Source organism: Curtobacterium sp. MEB011, assembly GCF_030209655.1.
Lineage (GTDB): Bacteria > Actinomycetota > Actinomycetes > Actinomycetales > Microbacteriaceae > Curtobacterium > Curtobacterium poinsettiae.
This window is the reverse complement of the sequence record NZ_JARVRN010000014.1, coordinates 35,216-54,463: the sequence shown is the minus strand read 5'-3', so window position 1 is coordinate 54,463 and position 19,248 is coordinate 35,216. Positions and strand designations below refer to the sequence as shown.

Genomic DNA, 19,248 nt, shown 5'->3' with positions numbered 1-19,248 from the left:
GCCATGGCCGGCCGGCGCCTCAAGGGCGTTGTGTCCGACTTCAGCGAGCGTCGCCGGTGTCTCCGTCATCGGGCTTACGACGGAGCTTGCTTGCCCAACCCCCGAGACGAGCGGACACAGCCTCTGCAGCGTTGCCCGCCTGCTCCAGCGCGCTCCCTCCGAGTTTGCGCGCCACCTCGACGCCGTCGGCGCCACCTTCTACGATTCGGTCCCGAGCATCCTCGGCCGCGTCCCCGAAAGCGGCACGCCATCGCTTCGACTCCAGCTCTGCGCGTGAACCCTCGATGCCTATCCCGCCGTGGAACGCCATCACCTGGCCGGCGACAGCGTTCGTCGCACGAACGACTGTGCGGGAGTCGAGAGGATGCATCACCACCGAGACGTCTCCTACGCGTGCTGCCGCGTCGATCCGACCCAGGAGCGTCTCCGTGCGCTGCGTGATGGCGGTGCGGCGTGACCGGCGGGTGTCGCGGAGTGACTCCCGGTGGTGATCGAGGTCCTCCGGAGCGGTCAGCTGCACGTGATCGAGCTCGAGGATCGCGACGCCTTCCTGGAGCTTGAAGGACTGCGCCAGGACTGCCAACCACTCATGCACGGTTCGCTCGGCGCTCTCCGTCACGTCGGCAAGTTCTCCGACCTTGGAAGTGCGTTCGAGCTTCTCCGCCAGGGCGTCGAGTTGCAGGAGCGCGTACGACTGCGCGCGAGCGATGGTGAACTCCGTCCCGTTCACCTTCGACCACGTCACCGCGTTCACGTGACCGACACGGTCGCGGACGCGCAAGGCATCGTTGATGATCAGCTCGACTCCGATGAGGTCGGCGACGGCGGCGTCCTTCTGCGCCCGGAGCACGTCGTCGAGCTTCGCGTCGATCTTCGCGAGGTAGTCGGTGATCTCATCCATCGCCTGCTGCATGGCCAGCTGCGCCATGATGCCGGCGACACCGGTGAGCATCGCGGGACTGGTGAGCATCGAGCCCATCTTGGTGAACTCGAGGATGTTCTTGATCTTCCCGTTCTCGGTGACGATGGCGCGGCTCACGCCTGCACTCGACCCCTTCATGGCGGAGAACTTGTCGAGCGCTTTCGCGGACTCCTTCGTCAGCTTGACCCATCGGCCAGACCCCGCCGCGACCTGTGCGGCAGCGTTGGCTGCGCCGGACGCACCGCTGAGTGTCTGACTCAGGCGGGGCAGATCGAACTGGCGCGAGGGCAGGTCGTTCGCGGAGAGGAAGCGCTCGATGGCCGTGTCTGATCCGAACAACGTCACACCGTCTTCGTCGCGCACCACGTCGATCTCGTCGGTCATGTGTGTTCCGTGTTCGTCGCAGGTCGGGTGAGCTGATCATAAGGGGTGACGAATGCTCTCGAAACGCCGTCGTGTCGAGTGCGACCGGCAGAATGGCGTGCGAGCGGCATCGCAGCCGTGACGATGAGGGGAACAGCAGTGTCTCGAGCAGAGAACCGACTCCGGCGACTTCAGGAAGCACTCCGCTACCTCGACAGCAATGGCGGAGAAGCCCGACGCCTGGACGTGTGGAACGCCGTCCTGGAGCGCATCCCCCTCGAAGACGAAGAGCTGGCGCCGAACACGAAGGGCAAGCCGGTCGGTGACTCCGACTTCTTCTGGGGATCGTCAACGATGGTGAACGCGGGCTTCATGGAGAAGCCACGTCGCGGTGAATGGCGCGTCACCGACCTCGGTCGGCAGCACAGTGCGTCCGACGTTCCGATCGAGGACTTCGGCGCGGTCCTCAACACGCGCCAGCGTGACTTCGACCGGCGGCGCAAGGCGGACCTCCAGCTCCGACTCGCCACGGAGATCGTCCCGCCTGACTGGCGAGCCGAGACGATCCGCTCGACCAGCGCGATCTTCGTCGACCGAGGCCTCCGCCAGCTCGACTCGGTCTTTGCTCCTGGCCGTGGCGTTTGGCGCGAGGAGAACGTCGCGGAACTCCGCGAGCGGTTCATCGGACGGCCGGAGGTTGACGGCGCTGTCTTCCTCGAGAAGCTCGCAACCCAGTTCGACGGCGCGAGCGATGAGGCGAAGCTCCTCATGGCCGAACTCCTGTGCTGGCAGGTCCTGCCGCTGGAACAACCCGGAGAGCGGAAGAAGCGGGAGCGCGTGGCATTCCTGCTCGACCGGATGGAGCACCCCGTCACCATCCCGGCCGAAATCGACCAAGCGTTCCGCTCGTGGTCCTTCAACCCGGGGCAGGGCATCTCCGGGCACATGTTCGCAGCGACGTCGATCCTCATCGAGTGCATCGACGCGTGGCTCCGGCTTGATGAGGAGCAGCGCGACCGAGCCCTCGACGACCCCACGGCATGGCGAGATGTTGTGATGGCCCTGCCCGGAACCTCCCTGCCGATCCAGCGGAACGAGCTGCTCCTGCTCGTGCATCCCGGATTCTTCGGGGAGGTCGTCTCGAGTGACGACCGCGAGGCGATCCGCTCTGCCTTCGCAGGCGAGGTCGAAGGGCAGATGGAGGACGACCCGGACGAGGCCTTCCAGCAGATCTCCATCGCGCTGCAGCAGAAGGCGAATGGACCAGCGCTGTTCTACAAGGACCCGTTGGCACCCCGGTGGCGCCAGACAGTGCCGAATCCACCGGAGCCATTGCCGAACCCAGGTCCTGGTCCGGTCGACCCTGATCTGGAGCACGGCGTTCGGGCCCCCTTCACTCAGGCGAACGGTGAGTTGGCAGCCGCCCTCCACATGCCGCAGGCCTGGCTTCAGGAAACCCTCGACCTCGTCGAACGTCGCAAGCAGGTCATCCTCTACGGTCCGCCCGGCACCGGAAAGACGTTCCTCGCCCAGGCGCTCTCCAATCACGTGACCGATGGCACCGACGGCGAGACGACCATCGTCCAGTTCCATCCGACGTACTCGTACGAGGACTTCTTCGAGGGCTTCCGCCCGGTAGCGAACGACGACAGCGGCAACCTTGCCTTCACGCTCCGGAAGGGCCCGCTCCGCCGTCTTGCCGACGCCGCGGCTGCCAACCCGGAGGCGAACTACTTCCTGGTCATCGACGAGATCAACCGCGGCAACATCGCGAAGGTCTTCGGCGAGCTGTACTTCCTGCTCGAGTACCGCGACAGCGAGATCTCCCTGCTCTACAGTGACGAGCCCTTCACCCTGCCGAGCAACATATTCGTCATCGGCACGATGAACACTGCGGACCGCTCGATCGCGATGCTGGACGCCGCGATGCGGCGCCGATTCGCGTTCGTCGAGCTGCACCCGGAACGTGAACCCGTGCAGAACGTGCTTTCGCTCTGGGCGGCGACAAAGGGCCTCCAGGACGACCGCGCCGGCCTGCTGACGCGACTCAACGCGCAGATCCAGGACCACGACGCCAAGGTCGGCCCCTCGTTCCTGATGCGCGACCTGGGTGTGACGGGTTTGCAGGACGTGTGGCGGTACGAGATCCTGCCGCTCCTGGCGGAGCACCACTACGGCGAAGGCGTCGACCTGGAGGCGCGGTACGGCCTGGCAACGTTGCGTCGGCAGACGACGCCCGCGTCGGCGGACGGGGCCGAAGGTGCTTCCGTCGACGATTGAGCTGCGGGAGGCGGACCAGCCGGTGGTGCACCGGCTGCCGCGCGCGGTGGCGGTCGGTCTTGCCTCGGCGAACATCGCGACCGTCGCGCCCACGCTCGGTGCTGACGAGTACCGCGTGAGTGGTGTCCGGAAGGTCGGCGTCGTGCGGATCGCCGGGCACACGGTGTGGCTGAATCCGAAGACGCCGGTGCGGCGGCTGTTCGCGATGCTGGGGTACGCCCGTGCCGGGAGTGCGATCTGGACCGAAGACGACTTCGGGTTCGAGGAAGACGACGACCTCGTGCCGGCGTTGGCGAACGCGTTCGTGCGGCAAGCCTCGCGGGCGTTGGCTGGAGGACCGCTCCGCGGGTACGTCACGCGCGAGGACGCGCTGCCGCTCGTGCGTGGTCGGTGGCGGATCGGGGACCAGCTGACGCGGCGGGGTGGGCAGCCGCTGCCGGTCGAGGTGTCGTTCGACGACTACGTCGAGGACATCGCCGAGAACCAGGTACTGCTGGCCGCAGCGACGCGGTTGTTGCGGTTGCCCGGAGTGCCTGCCGACGTGCTCGGAGCATTGCGGCGGATCGTCCGGGTGCTCGGCGAGGTCTCGGTGATCCCCGTCGGGGCGCCGGCGCCGTCCGTTCGGATGGACCGGCGGAACGCGCGGTACTCATCGGCGCTGGCACTAGCGTCACTCGTGCTGTCGGGGTCGTCGATCGAACAACGGGCCGGGTCGGTCATCGCGTCGGGCTTCCTCGTCGACATGTGGTCGGTGTTCGAGGACTTCGTGTCGGCTGCACTCCGCGAGGCGTTCAAACCGTACGGGGGAGTGCTCGTGTCGCAGTACCAGTCGACGCTCGACGTCGAGGGGACGGTGAAGATCGCGCCCGACCTCGTGTGGCTCGTCGACGGGGAGGTTCAGGCGTGCATCGACGTGAAGTACAAGGTGGAGAAGCACGGGCAGTACCCGAATGCTGATCTGTACCAGATGGCGGCGTACTGCCGGAGGTTCGGGTTGGCAGAGGGGTGGCTCGTTTACGCGGCGGGGGAGGCCGAACCGCGTCGGGTCGTCGTCATCGACGGGCCCGAGGTGCGGCAGCATGCGCTCGACCTCGACCAGCCGGTCAACCAGATCACCAGTCAGCTGTCGTCGCTCTTCAGGCGAGAAGTACAACTCTCCTGATCAGGACTGGGTCGGACGATCCCGGATCAGCGTTGTGACGGCTCGGGAAAGGCGTTGGTCGTCATCCGCGAGCCCCGCGAGCACCTCTTCGAGCGTCACCTCCGTCTGCACGATGCGATCGATTCCCGCCCCCGCCTCCCGCGTGATGAAGACCCTGGAGTAGTCGGGGTCGCCTAACGGCTCCGGAGCTCGTTCGTTCTGCGTTGCGGCGGTCGGCCCGAACTGCAAGAAGATTGTCGGTTCACCTTCCGGTGTGGCAAGTGTCGAACACCATTCCCATTGTCCTTGGTAGTTCGCGGAGACGGACAGGATTGCATCACCACGGAGCAGTTCATTCACCTGATGACGGACTATGCGTTCGGCGTGCTGACGCAGGGCTCGCTTCACCAAGCCGAGGGTTCGCCGGCTCTCCTCGAACTGGCGCTGCGCGTGCTGAGCGACCTGCGCGGCGAAGTCGGCTGCCACTGCTTCCCGGTTGCGCCGCCCGTAGCGAGCGGACTCGCCGGTCTCACACATCGTCTTGATGAACTCCAACTGATCCTGCACCGTCATCGCCTGCGGTCCTTCCACGAATTGATCGACGAGCTCGTTGATGAAGACGTCCTGCCGGGGGTTTTCACTCCGCCACCGGCGATCCGCGTTGAGATGGGCTCGGAGATCGTCGAGAACCTCCGAGTAGGGGATGACGGCGGCGTCCTCCCAGCCCATCATCAAGCGTTGGTGTTCCCGACGTGCGCACAGCATCACGACGACGCTCCGTCGCCCGTTTGCACTGCCGTAGGCGAGGTAGCCCTCGTAGTCGTGCCCGTGGCCGTCCGAGGTTTCGAAGTTCTCGATAACGACCGCCGTGTCATCACGCAGCAGGACGATGTCGGCGATGTCCTTGCCAGGCTCGGCAGCGATCGTCGTGTCCACCTCCTGCAGCACGCGGAATCCGGAGAGCGGTAGCTGGTCACCGGAGGAGCGCTCCGTGTTGATGCGGGAGAGCAGAATGCGTTGGAACAGGTCTCCGAGGTGATGTGTCGCATCCGCACGCAGGAGCCACGCGAAGACGTTCGACAACTGCTTCTCGTGGGTGCCGTGGTGCATCACCCGGAACACGTTGAACTGTTCGGCCAGGCTCCTCGACATCGTCGGCACGAGCCCCATCACCAAGCGCGTCAGCGCAACTTCGTCCAGAGCCACAGCGAACTCGTCACCGCGCCAGTAGCGAAGAAGGTGCTCCTTGCCAGCTGACGGTCAGCTCGTCGCGAGCGCGGCTGGCCGCGACGTACAGCAGCGATCGCTCGCGGAGCTCGGCGTCGGCCCGCTCGTCGGGCGCGGCGTGTTGCAGAGCCAGCTTGTTCGGAACGACGCCTTCCGACACGTCGAACAACACGACCCGGGAAAACTCGAGGCCCTTGGCGCTGTGCATCGTCATCACGCGTACCTTGCCGCGTGCGGACTTCTCCGTCGCGGGCACATCGCGCGTGGCGAGCTGCTGAACCACCGTCTCGGTCGCGGTCTTCGTCCGGACGAGCACGGCGATCGACTCGGGGTCGCCCGACTGCGCTGTCCATTCCTCGATCTGTGCCGCGAGCGCGTCGTACTGCGCCGCAGGCGTCTGGTGTCCGCGGACCTGCACCTCGGGCCCGAGGCGCGCGGATCGGTACCCGTGCTCGTCCTGCACATCGCCTTCACTGTCCGTGAACTCGCCGCCTTCGAGGACACCGAGTGCGTACCGCAGGTTCTGCTGCGTCGTCCGGTAGTTGAGGGTGAGGCGCCGCGACCTCCCCACGATCTTGATCCCGAGACGCGACAACACGACGCGCTGCCCGTAGATCCGCTGGTGCGAGTCCTCTGCGACGAAGAGGTCGTTGCCGTGCTCCCCGACCAGAGCGCGGAGCATCGCCCAGTGGCTCGGGGTCAGGTCCTGGGCTTCATCGACGAGGACGTGATCTGCAGGCCGTTGCTCGGGGTGCGCATTGAGGTACGCAGCCGCCACGGACGAGAGCTCCGCCCACGAGAGCCGGCGATGGGCTCGTGCGTTGCGCCGGAACTGCTCGACGATGGACCACACCTGCGCTCGCTTCGTCCGGTCGAGCGCCACCCCACGGCCGGGACGTCGGGCAGCGAAGTAGTCCGCTCGTGACGTCACTCCATTGGGCAGGATGATCTGGAGGTACTCGCTCTCCATGAAGGCGGGCGACAGCAGCTCACCGGGCAGGTCGGGCTTGGCGTCAAACAGGGCTTCGTCCCACCCAGTGGCGTTCGAGACCAGGGAAGCCGAACGCTCGGCGTCCCAACCGACGGCCTCGATGGACGCCTGCTCCCAACCGGCCGGCTCCGCAGCGTCTCGGACGGCGTGCGCGAGCTGGTCGATCCCCGCGGTGAGGACACCGGTCTCGCCGAGCTGCGCTGCGCGCGGGAGCTGCGGATCGAGCCGTCGCAAGTCACGGTCGAGCATCCCGGCCAGAGTTCGGGTGAAGGTGGTGAGCACCACCCGTGCCTTGTCGTCCCGAGCGAGCTCACGGGCCCGGTGAAGGAGGACAACGGTCTTGCCGGTACCCGCCCCGCCAGTGAGTCGGAACGGCCCCTTGTACGCGCGCGTCGAATAAGCGCGTTGTTCAGGGTGCAGGAAGACCCGCCACGCTCCGAAATCACCACCTTCGATGACCCGCCGTAGTTCTTCGTCGTCCTCAACGAACGTGAACTGCATCTGCGACGCAGGGCGCGTGAGCGACACGAAGAGCTTCGAGGCCTCGGCCTCATCCGTGGTGACGCCGGACACTACCCCGGCGAGATGCTCGTCAGTAGCCGGGCGAGCCTCGTCTGCTTCCGGATCGCTGAGGCCAAGTGACGTCTTGATCCCCTCGATCGAGTCCCCGACAGCGAGGCCGAGTGCCGCGTTCTGCTGCCACTGGTTGGGCAGCGACTCGGCGAACGCCAGGAGTGCGTCCTCGGCTTGGATCGCGAGGAGACGTTCCGCGGTCTCGACGTCGAAGCCGAGTGAGCTCGTCAAGTCGTCGATCGTGTACCCGAACTGTTCGAGGAACGCCTGCGGCGAAGCCGTCGGCTGCTTCTGCGCAGTCCACGCATCTTGTGGTGCCGGCACCACGGGCGCCGGCGCAGCGATCAGTTCTGTGACGCCGTTGACCGGGTTCACCCGAAGGATCTGCGACTTGGCGATCTTGATGGCTTCGTCGTGCTCGTAGACACCTGCGCACACGTATGTGGTCGGTCCAGACGGTACTTCGATCTTGTAGAGCACGGCCCTAAGACCCTGATCGACACGACCGGTACGAGCGCGTTGGTCCGCTGCATTCACCATCGGCTCGATGTGCAGCCCGGGCAGGGTGTCGTCGGTCTGCAGTTTCGCCATGAAGGCGAACAGCTTCAATTGGACGACCTTCTCGAGCTTCTGCTGCATGTTCGCCATGACGAGCAAGGGCATGTCAGGAGTCCTTCCGGTTGCGGGATAGTCGGAGGAGCGAGGGCGCGTCCGACGTCGACACGAGCGACCAACCATCGCCGAGCAGTTCGTCTCGGTCTGCGTCGGTCAACCCTGCGTCGAGTGCGATGAGTTCCCCCGGCCAGGCCACTGGGACCGGGAGCCCACTAGTCGTCTCGTGACCGAGAACGGGAACGGCAACGCCGAGCTCGGCGAGCCGTCCGAGGATCGATGCCTCTTCTGGCTCAGCCAGCGCGATCAACTCCTTCCACTCCGACGAGAGATCATCACGCGTCTCCTCAGGAGCCGGAGTTGCATGGGCCACCGGAACGACAGCAGCGGCGCTGGCCGTCGTGATGGTCACTGGTTCCGCCAGGCGGGCACCGAGCAGGTTCGACAGTCGGAGCCACCGCTGCCAAGCTTCCCGGAAGCCGGGCGCGGTCAGTGCTTCAGGGCCGTCGTCGAGCACGAGCGCTGTTTCGGGAGGCGTCGTGCCCTTCACGCCGACGGGACGCCGCGCGAGCATCGCGAGATGCGCAGAGCGGAGCGTCCATGACGTCGGACCGGCCGTGAGTGAGCCGGCGCTGTCGAGCGCAAGCACGATCGCCTGCTCCACGATCGAGCCGGATTCGGTGACCATCCGGCCGCGCGGTATCGCGAGGATCGGGAGCGCATCTGCAAGACGCTCCGTTCGCGCAGCGGCTTCTTCAGGGTTCTGGATCCAACCCATCAACATCGTGACGGGGTTCTCCTCGAGCATCTTCACGTCTGCCGGGGTGAGCTGGAACGGCCCGGCGAACTTCAACGAGGAGCTGGGGTCGAAGACGTTCAGATCGGGCTCCGCTTCGCCGTCCCGCAGGCGGCGCAGGTCGTCCCATGTCAGCGCAACGACGCGGTAGCCGAGATCGCGCAGACCCTGGCGCTTCATCGCGTCGTCCGCGAGTCGAAGATTCGCCGGTGATGCGTGGTAGGCAAACCCGTCCGTGTAGATCGCGACCGGCGGAACATGAGCTCCCGATGCCTCGAGCACGAAGTCCGGTCGAGTGCCTCCAACGAGCTGCTGCGGTCGCAACGACCACGTCCGGTGCTGTCCCGGAAGCGTGACTTGGATCGTCGAACCCCACTCACCCGGGATCTCCTTGAGGCTCGCGCCGAGGGCGGTCACGCGCTCTTTGAAGACCTTTCTGAACCACTGCTCGAGGTGTGACTCCGGGTCTTGGACGCCAGGATCGATCTCAGTTGTCGACCAGTCCGACGCGGCGCCGTCACGGAACTGCAGGAGCACCTGGAGATTGTGCAGCGCACTCGTACGCGACACGCTGCCCACGTCACCACCAGGAGCGAAGGGCAGCAGGCACTTGTCGCACGCTGCTCGGACGGGGTCAGTGGCGCAGTCACAGCGCTCGAGTGCGGCGAGGGCCCGCTCGAAGACCTCGCGGATGCGCGATGGGTCCGCGAGGTCGGCGAGGTAGCCGGTCCCACCGGGGACGGTGTCGTGGATCAGCAGCGCGAGGTTGTTGACGTCCTCGCCCGGAACGGGTTCGGCCATGGTGCCGATCTGGAGGTGGTCGGGGGCACCACCGATCACCTCGCGCAGACCGAGCTGGATCGCGGCGGACAGGCTCGGCATGGACAACGCGTCACCGACAGTCATCGACGGGGGGACGCGCAGCACGATCGCCTGCGTCGTGAGCGTCCGCGTGAGCGCGATCGTGTCGGTGTGCTCGGACCGGTCCTTCCGGTAGCGGCACCAGACGCGGTGTTCCCACGTGTTGTTCGTGTCGCCTTCGCGGTCGAGCTTCCCGCAGCCCTTGCACAGGCGGAACAGTGGTGAAGCGTGCTCTGCACCGGCGATGAACCGCGTCGCCCCGAGGCCTGCCCGACCAAGATTCACCCAGCGCAAGGTCATCGCACGCGCGAACTTGCAGCCGAACCCGACTTCGTCCACGTACCACTGCGCCGAGATGCTTGCCTCGTCGAGGTCGGCAGCGAGCTGGACCGTGAAGCGAACCCGCTCGCGGTCCTCGCTGGAGTCGCTGATGCTCGACTCGTCGCGACGGACCTCCGCCGAGACGTGCTCGATCTCGACGACGCGCAGTCGCTGGTCGACGTCCGCGATCGCGGTGCTCGAACACCGCGGACACGTCGCGACCGCACCTTCGTCCAGGTCTCGGGCGAAACCGCAGTCTGGGCAGAAGGCCATGGTCCGGACGCGTTCGCCGTCGGTCCCGAGGTCGACGGCATCGATGGTCACGTCGAGCCCCTGCGCGTAGAAGTGTGCGCCGGGGGCGAATTCGCTGATCGCCCGGCTGCGTCCTCGCTCGTAGCTCCGCTGCTCTTCTGCGAACTCACCGGACTCCGGGTCGACCCAGGTGAGTCCGACGTCGAGCTGCACCCGGTCGTCGAGCAGCGTGTAGTTCGGGAGCACTCCGTACCGTTCGAGGGCGGCGACCCAGAACTCCGTCCGTCGCTCCCCAGCCTGCTTCTTTGCCAAGCGCAGCGAGGCCCGAGCCGCGCTGTGGGCCGACACGTCCTCGCTCTCCTTCGTCAGCTCCGCCATGCGCTTGAGCTCCGGTAACGACTCCTCGATCGCCTTCGTCCGGATCCGGAGCCGCTCGAGCTCCTGGTTCCAGTGCAGGCTCGCGTCGAGCAACGTCCGAGCGAGTTGGCTCGACCGAGCCTCTGACCCGACGGGCCGGGCCCAGTCGGACAGCCCACTGACCACTTCCTCGTTCAGCGAGTCGAAGGCGCCGGTGAAGTGTGCCAGGTGCTGGTCCGCGTGCTGCTCGGCACTCGTGATGACCAGGTCGAGGAACGAGCCCGGGTCGGAGTCGTTCAAGACCTTCGGCGCGTACTGGGTCTCTGGCAACGCTCCGTCCGCGGCGAGCTGGTCGATGACGAACGCGGTGTACTGACGCTGCAGGATCTCGACCGCGTTCAGGTAGGTCGCCGGAGGCCGGACGGCTCCGTTGATGACCGACGACGGATCCCCGATCTTCGGGAGCTGGTCACCGCGTCCGAGGACGAACGCGAGGATGAGAGCGTTTCCCGTCAGCCGGCCGGCGCGACCGACCCGCTGGAGGTACGACGACACGGTGCGAGGAAGCCCAGCGAGGAACACGGTCGAGAGGTCACCGATGTCGATGCCCATCTCGAGGGTCGGTGTCGCGACGAGCACGTTCGGGGCGTCCGGCTTCGCATCGCTGTTCTTGAACTGGGTCTCGTAGTCGAGCCGGAGCTTGTCCGCGAGCAGACTCGTGTGCTCGCGAGCGACGACCCGGCGCATCTGGCCGTTGTCGTACTGGTCCCGGTAGAAGTTCTCCGGCTTCGCGTCCTTGCGCAGGAGCGTTCCCGGGCACCGCGCCGTGGTGCACGGACCACCTGCGAGCTGGTCGGCGGTGATGCGAGCGGACGGCGTCTCGGTCTCGCACGTGTCGCAAACGAGCGTCTGGCCGACGCCGGTTCCTGAGGCCGGTCCGATGATGATGCTGCTCGGCGCCAGGCCGTAGGCGCGGGTGTCACCGCCTGCGATCGGTCTTGATGTCACGATCCCCTCGCGGTCGAGCGTCTCGAAGAGCCGTCGAGCGAGCTTCTCACCCGCGGACGGGACGACGCCGAGGCACCGAGCAGCCCACCGTGCATACCAGCTCTGCGAGGAGGTGACTGTGTCGAGCGCTGATTCGCGTATACCGCTTGTCTTCTTGCCCACCCGTGCAAAAGCGGGCGCTTCGCGTCCGCGAGGGAACGCGGGCATCCCCTCTTGGCGCGGACGGCCGCCCCAGACCCAATGGCGGTTGCCGTCGTTCTCGACGTACTTGTTCAGCCACGGATGGTCGATGGCGCCACGTTCACGCAACCGTTCCAATGTGCCGCGCACCCATCGAACCACGGAAGCAGCGTCGATCAGGCCGTCACCGGCATCGTCGAGTGACCAGTCCACCTCGAGCCCCTTGATCGCAACGCGACCAACCGCCTCCAGTCGGGTTTCCGGCCCAGCTTCGACGAGGGCCGCCAGGCTGCCGGTCTCCTCGAGAGTCCGCCCGACCCGCGACTCGAGGCCGAATTCGAGCGCGAGGTCGAACGCGAGCCGTCGCTGGACGCGCTTCCTGACGACTGTCGACGCTGGCTTGTCAGTGTCCCAGAACGCCCGGAAGCCCTCGCGCTCAGCGAGGTCTGGCGGGAGGAGCCGGTACCGCTCGCTCGGCGTCTGGGCAGATGCCATCATCGCCGCCGGGATGTCGTCGAGCGTTGTCTCCTCTGCGACGGCCTGTCGCACGGCATTGCGCAAGTTGAAGACGCGCGCCCGACTCTGGATGAAGCCGGCTCTGTGAGCGGCGTCCTGCACGCTGTCGGTGAAGACCAGCGCCTTCTTCTCACCGTCGTCGAGGTGCCGATCGCCGAAGAGGGTCGTGACGACGGTCGACAACTGCGTGGCGATCGCCGAACCGAGGAATCGGATGCCGTTCGTCTTGCCGCAGTTCGGGCAGACGTCGTCGCGTGCCTCTTCGTCCGCGTCGTTGCCCGTCAGGGTGAGGACCGGCACGGCGACGCCCTCGTCGTCCGCGCTCGGGTGCTCGCTGGTGATCTGCCGGTCGGCGACGCGGAACCACCACGGGCCGGTGGTCAGGCCGTCGTCGTCACTCGCCCCAGCGAGGGCCAGTTCCCCTTCGCGGGGAGCGTGGATGAGTGCCCGGAACCGACTCTTCGACTGCTTGTTGGCGTGGTTCCGACGGATGTTCGCGTCGGTCTGCGCCAGGTCCCAACCAGTCGGCGCAAGCTCTACGCCCCAGCCGCTGCGACCGCAGTGCCGGCAGTAGAGCGCGGGGAAGGCGGGGGCGACCTCGACGGCCGTGTCTCCGGCCCCCACATCGGTGCGCAGCTCCCCATCGTCGGCCCAGCGGAACTCCGGCAGCGCCTGAGCCGCCCGGTCAACGCGCGTGAGCGCGCGGACCCAGAGATGGAGATCGACCGACACGGACCGGCGTCCGAACTCCTTACGGAGGTGGCTGAGCGCGGCGAGCACCATCACGATCGTGGTTCGGCGAGCGTCGTCACGGTCTGTGGGCCGCTCGCCGGCAACGAGCTCGTCGGGAAACAGCGTCCGCGCGAGTTCTGCAAGAGATGTTGCCTGCTCACCCGCGGTCACGAGCGTGCGGACGAAGGGATGAGCCAGCATGAGCGCGAACTCGAGCTCGAGCCGGTCTGCATCGTCGGTCGCCGAGGCAAGCGCGGCTTCGTAACGTTCCTGACCTTCCTCAGCCTCCATCGCGACGTAGAACAACTCGAGCACCGCGGCCGTGATCTCCTCCGGGCTGCGGCGTTGCCCACCGAGTCGCTCCTGGAGGTGCGCGGCGCGTGCGTCTATCACCGGAACCGGCGCCAGGTGCAGCTTCTTGATTGACTCGATGGACTCCCGAGCCCACTCGTCAACGGACAGCCGCGTCTCGGTGACGACGCTCGACGCATCGAACCCTCCGCCGAACACCGTGTTCGCGAACGCGACCATCGCGCTCGGGTCGCTGCCGTCACCGAGCGTCGCGGACGTCGCGACTGGCGTGATTACTCCGAGGGGCCGCTGCCGCGCCGCCTCATCGAAGTCGTCATCGCCCCACCGCCCCTTGAGTGCGAGGCCGAGCCGTCGCAGCAGCATGGCCACGTCCGTCCCCTGCGCACCGTCGTACGTGTGGAACTCGTCAAGGACCAGGTACTGGAGGCTCGTGGCACTCTGGTCCCACAGAGTCGCGTCCGACGGACGCAGCAGCAGCTGGTCCAGCATCTTGTAGTTGGTGAGCAGGATGTCCGGCGCTTGTTCCCGCATCGCGGGGCGCGAGCTGATGAGCCCGTCCTTCGTCACGGTCGATCGTTGCGGGCCCTCCTCACCGACGTAGAGCGCCGCGCGGATTCCGCCGAGTGCGGGGTCGGTCATGATCAGGTCGGTGATACGCCGTGCCTGGTCGTTCGCCAGCGCATTCATCGGGTAGAGGATGAGCGCCTTGATCCCCTCGACGCCCTGTCGCTTAGCACGCAAGACGTGATCGAGGATCGGGTAAAGGAACGCCTCGGTCTTGCCCGAACCGGTCCCGGTCGTGACCAGCGTCGGCTGCGGGCCGTCGTGCTCGGGCGTCCGCAAGCTGGAGAGCCGGGCGATTGCTTCTGCCTGGTGCCCGTAGGGCGGGAACGCGGGAGTCCACTCGAGCGCCGTTTCCCAGCCGGGATCTGCTGAGCGGAACGGCAGCCGGAGCCGGACGTAGGGCCCACGGAAGATCCCGTCCTCCGGGTCCTGGAGGAACTGCTCCAGCGTCGTCTGTGCTTCAGGCTCCGAGAGCGCGAACGTTGTCGTCAGGAAGTCGACAAGTCCCTTCGTGATCTCGCCGGCTTGTACGGAGGGGAGCAGCTCGCTCATGCCTCGTCCTTCAAAAGCTGTTCGAAGTGGGCGTACGCCTGGCGCATGTCGGCCTCGCGGTCAAGCGTCCGGAATGGCAGCTCGTACGTGTACGTGTTTCCCGACGCGTTCGTCGCGGTTCGTTCTTCCTCGCTGATCGCGTCCTGCTTCTGACGCCACACCCTGAGCACCTCGTTCGGCACCAGCCGTCCGTTCGCGTCGTAGAAGTACACGTTGCGGTCGTAGCCGTACAGCACGGGGAACTGGGTTCGATAGACCGTGCACAGTTCGTCGGCACTCAGGCCAAGCGCCAGCGCGACAAGCGCGTCGATCTCAACGAGAGCTTGACGCCGGTCGGACGCTCGGCGAAGCGGCACGTCGGCATCCCAGGAGGCTGATTCGATGCTGAGTGGCGGGCGTCCCTCGTAAGGAATTCCTCCTGCCCACTCTCCGAGCCTCGTGCCGGAAGCGAAGGCGCTCGGAACCCAGAATTCGGCGAAGTCCTCGGTGAGGGCAGCAAGCCGCGCTGCCCTCAAGCGTAGGCCGGGGTTCCCTCGAAAAGATTGCGCTGGAACCGGGAGCCTGTTCGTGACTGACATGTAAATGTTGCTCTTCGGTGCGGCTCGCACGCTTAGGTCGGCGATCATTGAGCTCATACCGGCCGCAATCCGCAACAGGTCTTCTACTTTCGCGGCGGGGCTTCCGGCGCTGAATATAACATTCACGTGCCCGTAGCCGCGAGGAAGAACGGTCGGTATCAACGTGCGTTCCCCCGTATTTGCTGCCATGGCGCGCCAGCTCACTCGAGGGTAGTCGATCGGCCTTCCTTGCCCCCACTTCGTGTAACTGTTTCTGTAAGCGTCGAATCCGGCTTCTGGGGTGTATGAGGTAACTGGTCGAGCGTCCCTTGCGAGTTGCTCCAGATCTAGCTGTACCCAATCCTTATTGTTCCGCATTGATTCATTGGGTGCTTTATAGAACGGATTCAATGTGAAGATATTCGGTCCCTGAAGGACAACATCGCGCGGTGTGCGTGCCTCGCCCCAGTCGAAGGCGATGACCTTGTCTTCGCGGGCTTGTGTTTCGGTGAGGCCCGGGGAGAAGAGGAGATGTTCATCACTTGCTGTCCGCGGCGAACGGGCGACTTTGCCGAGAACGGCCGCGATGGAGCGATTGACGGTGTAAATCATGCGCGACTGGATAATCGGAGTGGAGTCGTTCTCCAAAGCTGCATGCCATGTCGCGAGTTCATCAAGATTTACGCGGACGAGACGGGAGCGATGCGGTCGGAGGTCCCACTTGCCGTCACGGTCCTTCAAGCCCGGTTCTTCGCCTTCGCCATTGTGGCGGAGCGATCCGATCACGGTCTGAGGGTGGTAAAGGTTCGTCGCTTGTGTGAAGTCGACCTTGCCGAAACTCGAGTACACGTGGGTGCCGTAGGTGACGAGATTGTGGATGTCGAAAAGGCGAAGTTCATTCACGAACTGCCAATGGCGCCGAAGTCGGGCGTACGTAGCGGCCCGCAGAGGGCCGGCCTTTTCGTCTGTGAAGTGCGTCTCGGGGTGGATGAGCCCGATTGTTCCCGACGCGCTGCCATTACGCCATGTCTGCGCCATGAAGCAGCGGTAGAGGTCCGGCTGGAGCCCCGAAAGTACCGGGAAGTTGATGGGCGAACCGACAAAGCTGGACAAGACTGCGACTTCGACGGTTCCGTCTACCAGTAGGTCCCGAATCCCAGTGACCTCGAGCGTCTGTGCACGCCTCGAGGCGACGACCGACTGAGTCGGTTTGACAGCGATCTGCCACCAGGGGTCGCCCTCTGCGAGGAGCGCGTTGACGTCGGAGCGGGGGCGAACCCATGGGGGGTTCCCTACCTGCAGATCGAAGCCACCGCGCTCGAATACCGTCGCGAAGTCGAGCTCCCAGTGGAAGAAGCCCTGCTGATTCGTGACGCGTTGCGTCACCGCGAGCCATGGGTGGTCTCGAAGGACATCATCGACGTGGCGTGCGCTGGAGAAGTCGAGATCGTCGCGTTCCTCATCGTTGAGCGCTTCCCAGCCGGACTGCGACGAGCCGAGCGTGACCTGACCCTGGGCTACTGCCTTCGGCTTGGCAACGGTTTGTTCCCCGAGGATCTCGCGAAGGGTTGTGATCCATTCGTCCAAGCTCGGTGGCGTAGCACCGTTGGTAAGCGTGTTGGTGAGTGGCCAGAACCACATCGCGCACCATGCGTCCATCACTCGACGGAGTCGCTGATACGCGCCGTCCGCGGCGTTTAGAGTCCGCTCGATCTCCTCGCGCGAGACGACGGGCTTCCGCTCCGAGTCCGGCCGTTCGCGGCCCCAGAGCGGGATGTCGCGCCGGATCTCCTGCTCGGCGATGGTCAGTCGACGTCGCGCGAGGTCCCACAGCGTCTCGACGCGGTACGCGAGCGCGATGAGTTGGTCGATCTGCTTCGTCGTCGGCTTCGCCAGGATGCCGCGTCGCCACGCCTTCAGCGCCGTGAGCGCTTCCGGTGCGAGTTCCTTCGCCTCCTTCGCGTCGACTGCGCTACCCCAGCCCTCAGCAGGCAGAAGGAAGTGGTGCACGGTGCCGGCGGTCGACGCACGGAGCTCAGCTTCACCGAGCTCCGTCTCGCTCAGGAGCGGGACGTTCCGCGGCACCTGCTTGAGCCACGCCTTGCTCGTGATCGACGACCGGTCGAAGATGGCGCGTCGGGCACCGATCAGTGAGTTGCCGCGGCGGAGGTGCAGTCCAAACCACGGAGCTTCGAGGCCCTCCGACATGGTGTCGAGCCAGAGCGTGATCTCGGCGAACTCGACGGCGGTCGCGTTGAGGTCGACGCCGTACACCTGGTGGAGCGCAATCGCCGCCTTGATCTTCTGCAGCTGGCGCGGCCGGTCGTCCGGGTCGACGCGCTCGCCGAGCTCCTCCTCGCGGCGCTTCAGGTACTGCTCCGCGAGCTGGCGGACAGCCTCGATCGCAAATGCGCCCGAGCCGAGAGCCGGCTCGCAGACCGTCAGGGAGAGGATCTCCTCCGCGCTTGTCCGTTGACCGTCCTGGTCGAGCAGCTCCTCGAGCGCCTGCGACACCGTGAACTGTGTCAGGACCTCGGGCGTGTAGTACGACGCCGATTGTTGGCGCTCACGACCGGCGAGCCGGTAGACGAAGGAGCCCGCTGGGTGACGCACCCGCTTCGGCTGGCCCGTCATCGGGTCTTCGCGTGTCACGAAGTGATGCGACTCGATGCCGCTCTCTCGTCCGACGGGGACGACCCACGAGCCCTTCGACGGATCTCCGTTCGGCGCGACCTCGAACAGGTCTTCCTCGGCGAAGAAGCCCGTGTAGGACATCAGGCCTTCGTAGACGGCACCGAGCTGGTTGATCCCGAGATCGGCGTAGCTGATGTAGCCGCGGTCCCGGCCCTTCGCCTCCTTGCTCAGGAGCAGCCGGCGCAGCACCTGCTGCAGGTTCCGATCACTGAGACCGACCTCGCCGATGAGAGCGATCGCCTCCGGCTTGAAGAGGTCCGCGCGCAGGCTCTCGAACTGGAGGCCCGGCTCGGCTCCGTCGTCATCCGTCGCCTTGGGCGCATGGCCGCGATCCACGAGACGGAACAACACGTCGAGCGACTGGTAGAGGTGTGTCTCGCTCTCGCCCTGTGGACTCTGGATCACGACGAGCGCGAGTTCACGAAGCCGGTCGAGGCTGTAGCCGTTCTCGTACTCTGGCGCGTTGACCGGCAGGACGCCGAGCTGGGGGGATGCCTCGGCGTAGAGCAGGAACAGGATCCGGTAGAGGAACCGGAGTGATTGCTTGGCCAGCGGCTGTGCCTGATCCTTCGGCAGGGGTTCGAGCCCGCGCTGCAGACGTCGCTGCACGACGTCATTTGCGATGATCTCGATCGACTCGCGGACACCCTCACGCAGGTCCTCGGAAACACCGACGGTGTGCTTGACCGCGTCTTCAAGCGTCGAGGTCCACCAGACGTCGCCGTCACCATCGGGCGCGAGTGACGAAGCATCCACACATGTCAGGACGCGATCGATCTCGCCGCCTCGCTTGGCGTCGTTCCGCTCGCACGCGAGCTGCACGTCGAGGGCGAGGTACCTGCCCTCGTACCAACGATCGCGTTCGGCGACCAGGAGCCAGCGGCCGGCGAAGACGAGCGCGAACTTCGCGGTCCCCTCGAAGACGACCGACAGCGCCCGCACGACCGAGGTCAGCGGCTTCGGGTCGTCGTTGTCCGGCGTCCATGCAGACAGCAGCGTGTTGTCGTCCTTGCCGAGCAGGTCCTCCAGTTGCGCGACTGGCTTGGCATCGATGAGGGCCAGCGGCGCTGCGTCTTCGAGTCCGTGGATGGCCACGTGCCGGACCGGACCTGCTTCGTCGATGTGGAAGACGCCCTGGGCGTACCCGAGGACGGACCGCAGGTGCGTCGACAGGGCGTGGAGAGCCTCCTGGCCGTCAGCCGCATCATCGACGCCCTCCGGATTCACGGTGGCGAGGAGGTCCATCAGCTCGGCACGTTTCGCGGTGAAGCGAGAGCGCGTCGACGTGCGTCCCTCTGCGTCGTCGGCGTCCCAGGCTGCCCGACGCTCGAGCACCCGGCTCTGGAAGGACTGCGACTTCGCGTCGGTGGTGAGGTAGTGCTCGCTGATCCAGTCTTCGCCGACGACGATCGCTTCCGAGGTCAGGTTTCCCACGCG

The 19,248-nt window shown here is 65.9% G+C and carries 7 protein-coding genes; 2 read left to right on the top strand and 5 right to left on the bottom strand.

The window, feature by feature from the left end; genetic code table 11:
- Nucleotides 1-40: 40 nt before the first annotated feature.
- Nucleotides 41-1,306, bottom strand: coding sequence for a hypothetical protein (locus QRN30_RS16285; protein ID WP_042541160.1), 1,266 nt, complete (start codon nt 1,304-1,306; stop codon nt 41-43).
- A 138-nt stretch (nt 1,307-1,444) separates the two neighbouring features.
- On the opposite strand from QRN30_RS16285, the gene QRN30_RS16280 reads away from it, so the two are divergent.
- Nucleotides 1,445-3,565 carry an AAA family ATPase gene (locus QRN30_RS16280; protein WP_284761441.1) on the top strand — a complete coding sequence of 707 codons (2,121 nt, stop codon included), beginning with the start codon at nt 1,445-1,447 and terminating at the stop codon, nt 3,563-3,565.
- A 25-nt stretch (nt 3,566-3,590) separates the two neighbouring features.
- Nucleotides 3,591-4,727, top strand: a complete 1,137-nt coding sequence (locus QRN30_RS16275; RefSeq protein ID WP_284761439.1) for an McrC family protein — start codon at nt 3,591-3,593, stop codon at nt 4,725-4,727.
- On the opposite strand, the gene QRN30_RS16270 is transcribed toward QRN30_RS16275, so the two are convergent.
- From QRN30_RS16270 to QRN30_RS16255, 4 genes are read right to left on the bottom strand one after another with little or no spacing between them, the layout of a single operon-like run.
- The gene (locus QRN30_RS16270; protein ID WP_284761437.1) at nt 4,728-5,912 is read right to left on the bottom strand and encodes a PDDEXK-like family protein; all 1,185 of its coding nucleotides are present in this window, start codon (nt 5,910-5,912) and stop codon (nt 4,728-4,730) included.
- A 10-nt stretch (nt 5,913-5,922) separates the two neighbouring features.
- Entirely contained in the window at nt 5,923-8,160 is a 2,238-nt protein-coding gene (locus tag QRN30_RS16265; RefSeq protein ID WP_284761436.1) for a 3'-5' exonuclease, read from the bottom strand.
- A 1-nt stretch (nt 8,161) separates the two neighbouring features.
- A complete protein-coding gene (locus QRN30_RS16260; protein ID WP_284761435.1) occupies nt 8,162-14,560 on the bottom strand; it encodes a DEAD/DEAH box helicase in 6,399 nt (2,132 codons plus the stop codon).
- Complete coding sequence (locus QRN30_RS16255) at nt 14,557-19,245, bottom strand: Eco57I restriction-modification methylase domain-containing protein (protein WP_284761433.1); 4,689 nt, start codon at nt 19,243-19,245, stop codon at nt 14,557-14,559. Before QRN30_RS16255 ends, QRN30_RS16260 begins: the two co-directional genes overlap by 4 nt.
- Nucleotides 19,246-19,248 lie beyond the last annotated feature (3 nt).

Bases quoted from the DNA above. Each gene is read 5' to 3' on its own strand.
- QRN30_RS16285 (WP_042541160.1), bottom strand. From the start codon at position 1,306: ATGACCGACGAGATCGACGTGGTGCGCGACGAAGACGGTGTGACGTTG.
- QRN30_RS16265 (WP_284761436.1), bottom strand. From the start codon at position 8,160: ATGCCCTTGCTCGTCATGGCGAACATGCAGCAGAAGCTCGAGAAGGTC.
- QRN30_RS16260 (WP_284761435.1), bottom strand. From the start codon at position 14,560: ATGAGCGAGCTGCTCCCCTCCGTACAAGCCGGCGAGATCACGAAGGGA.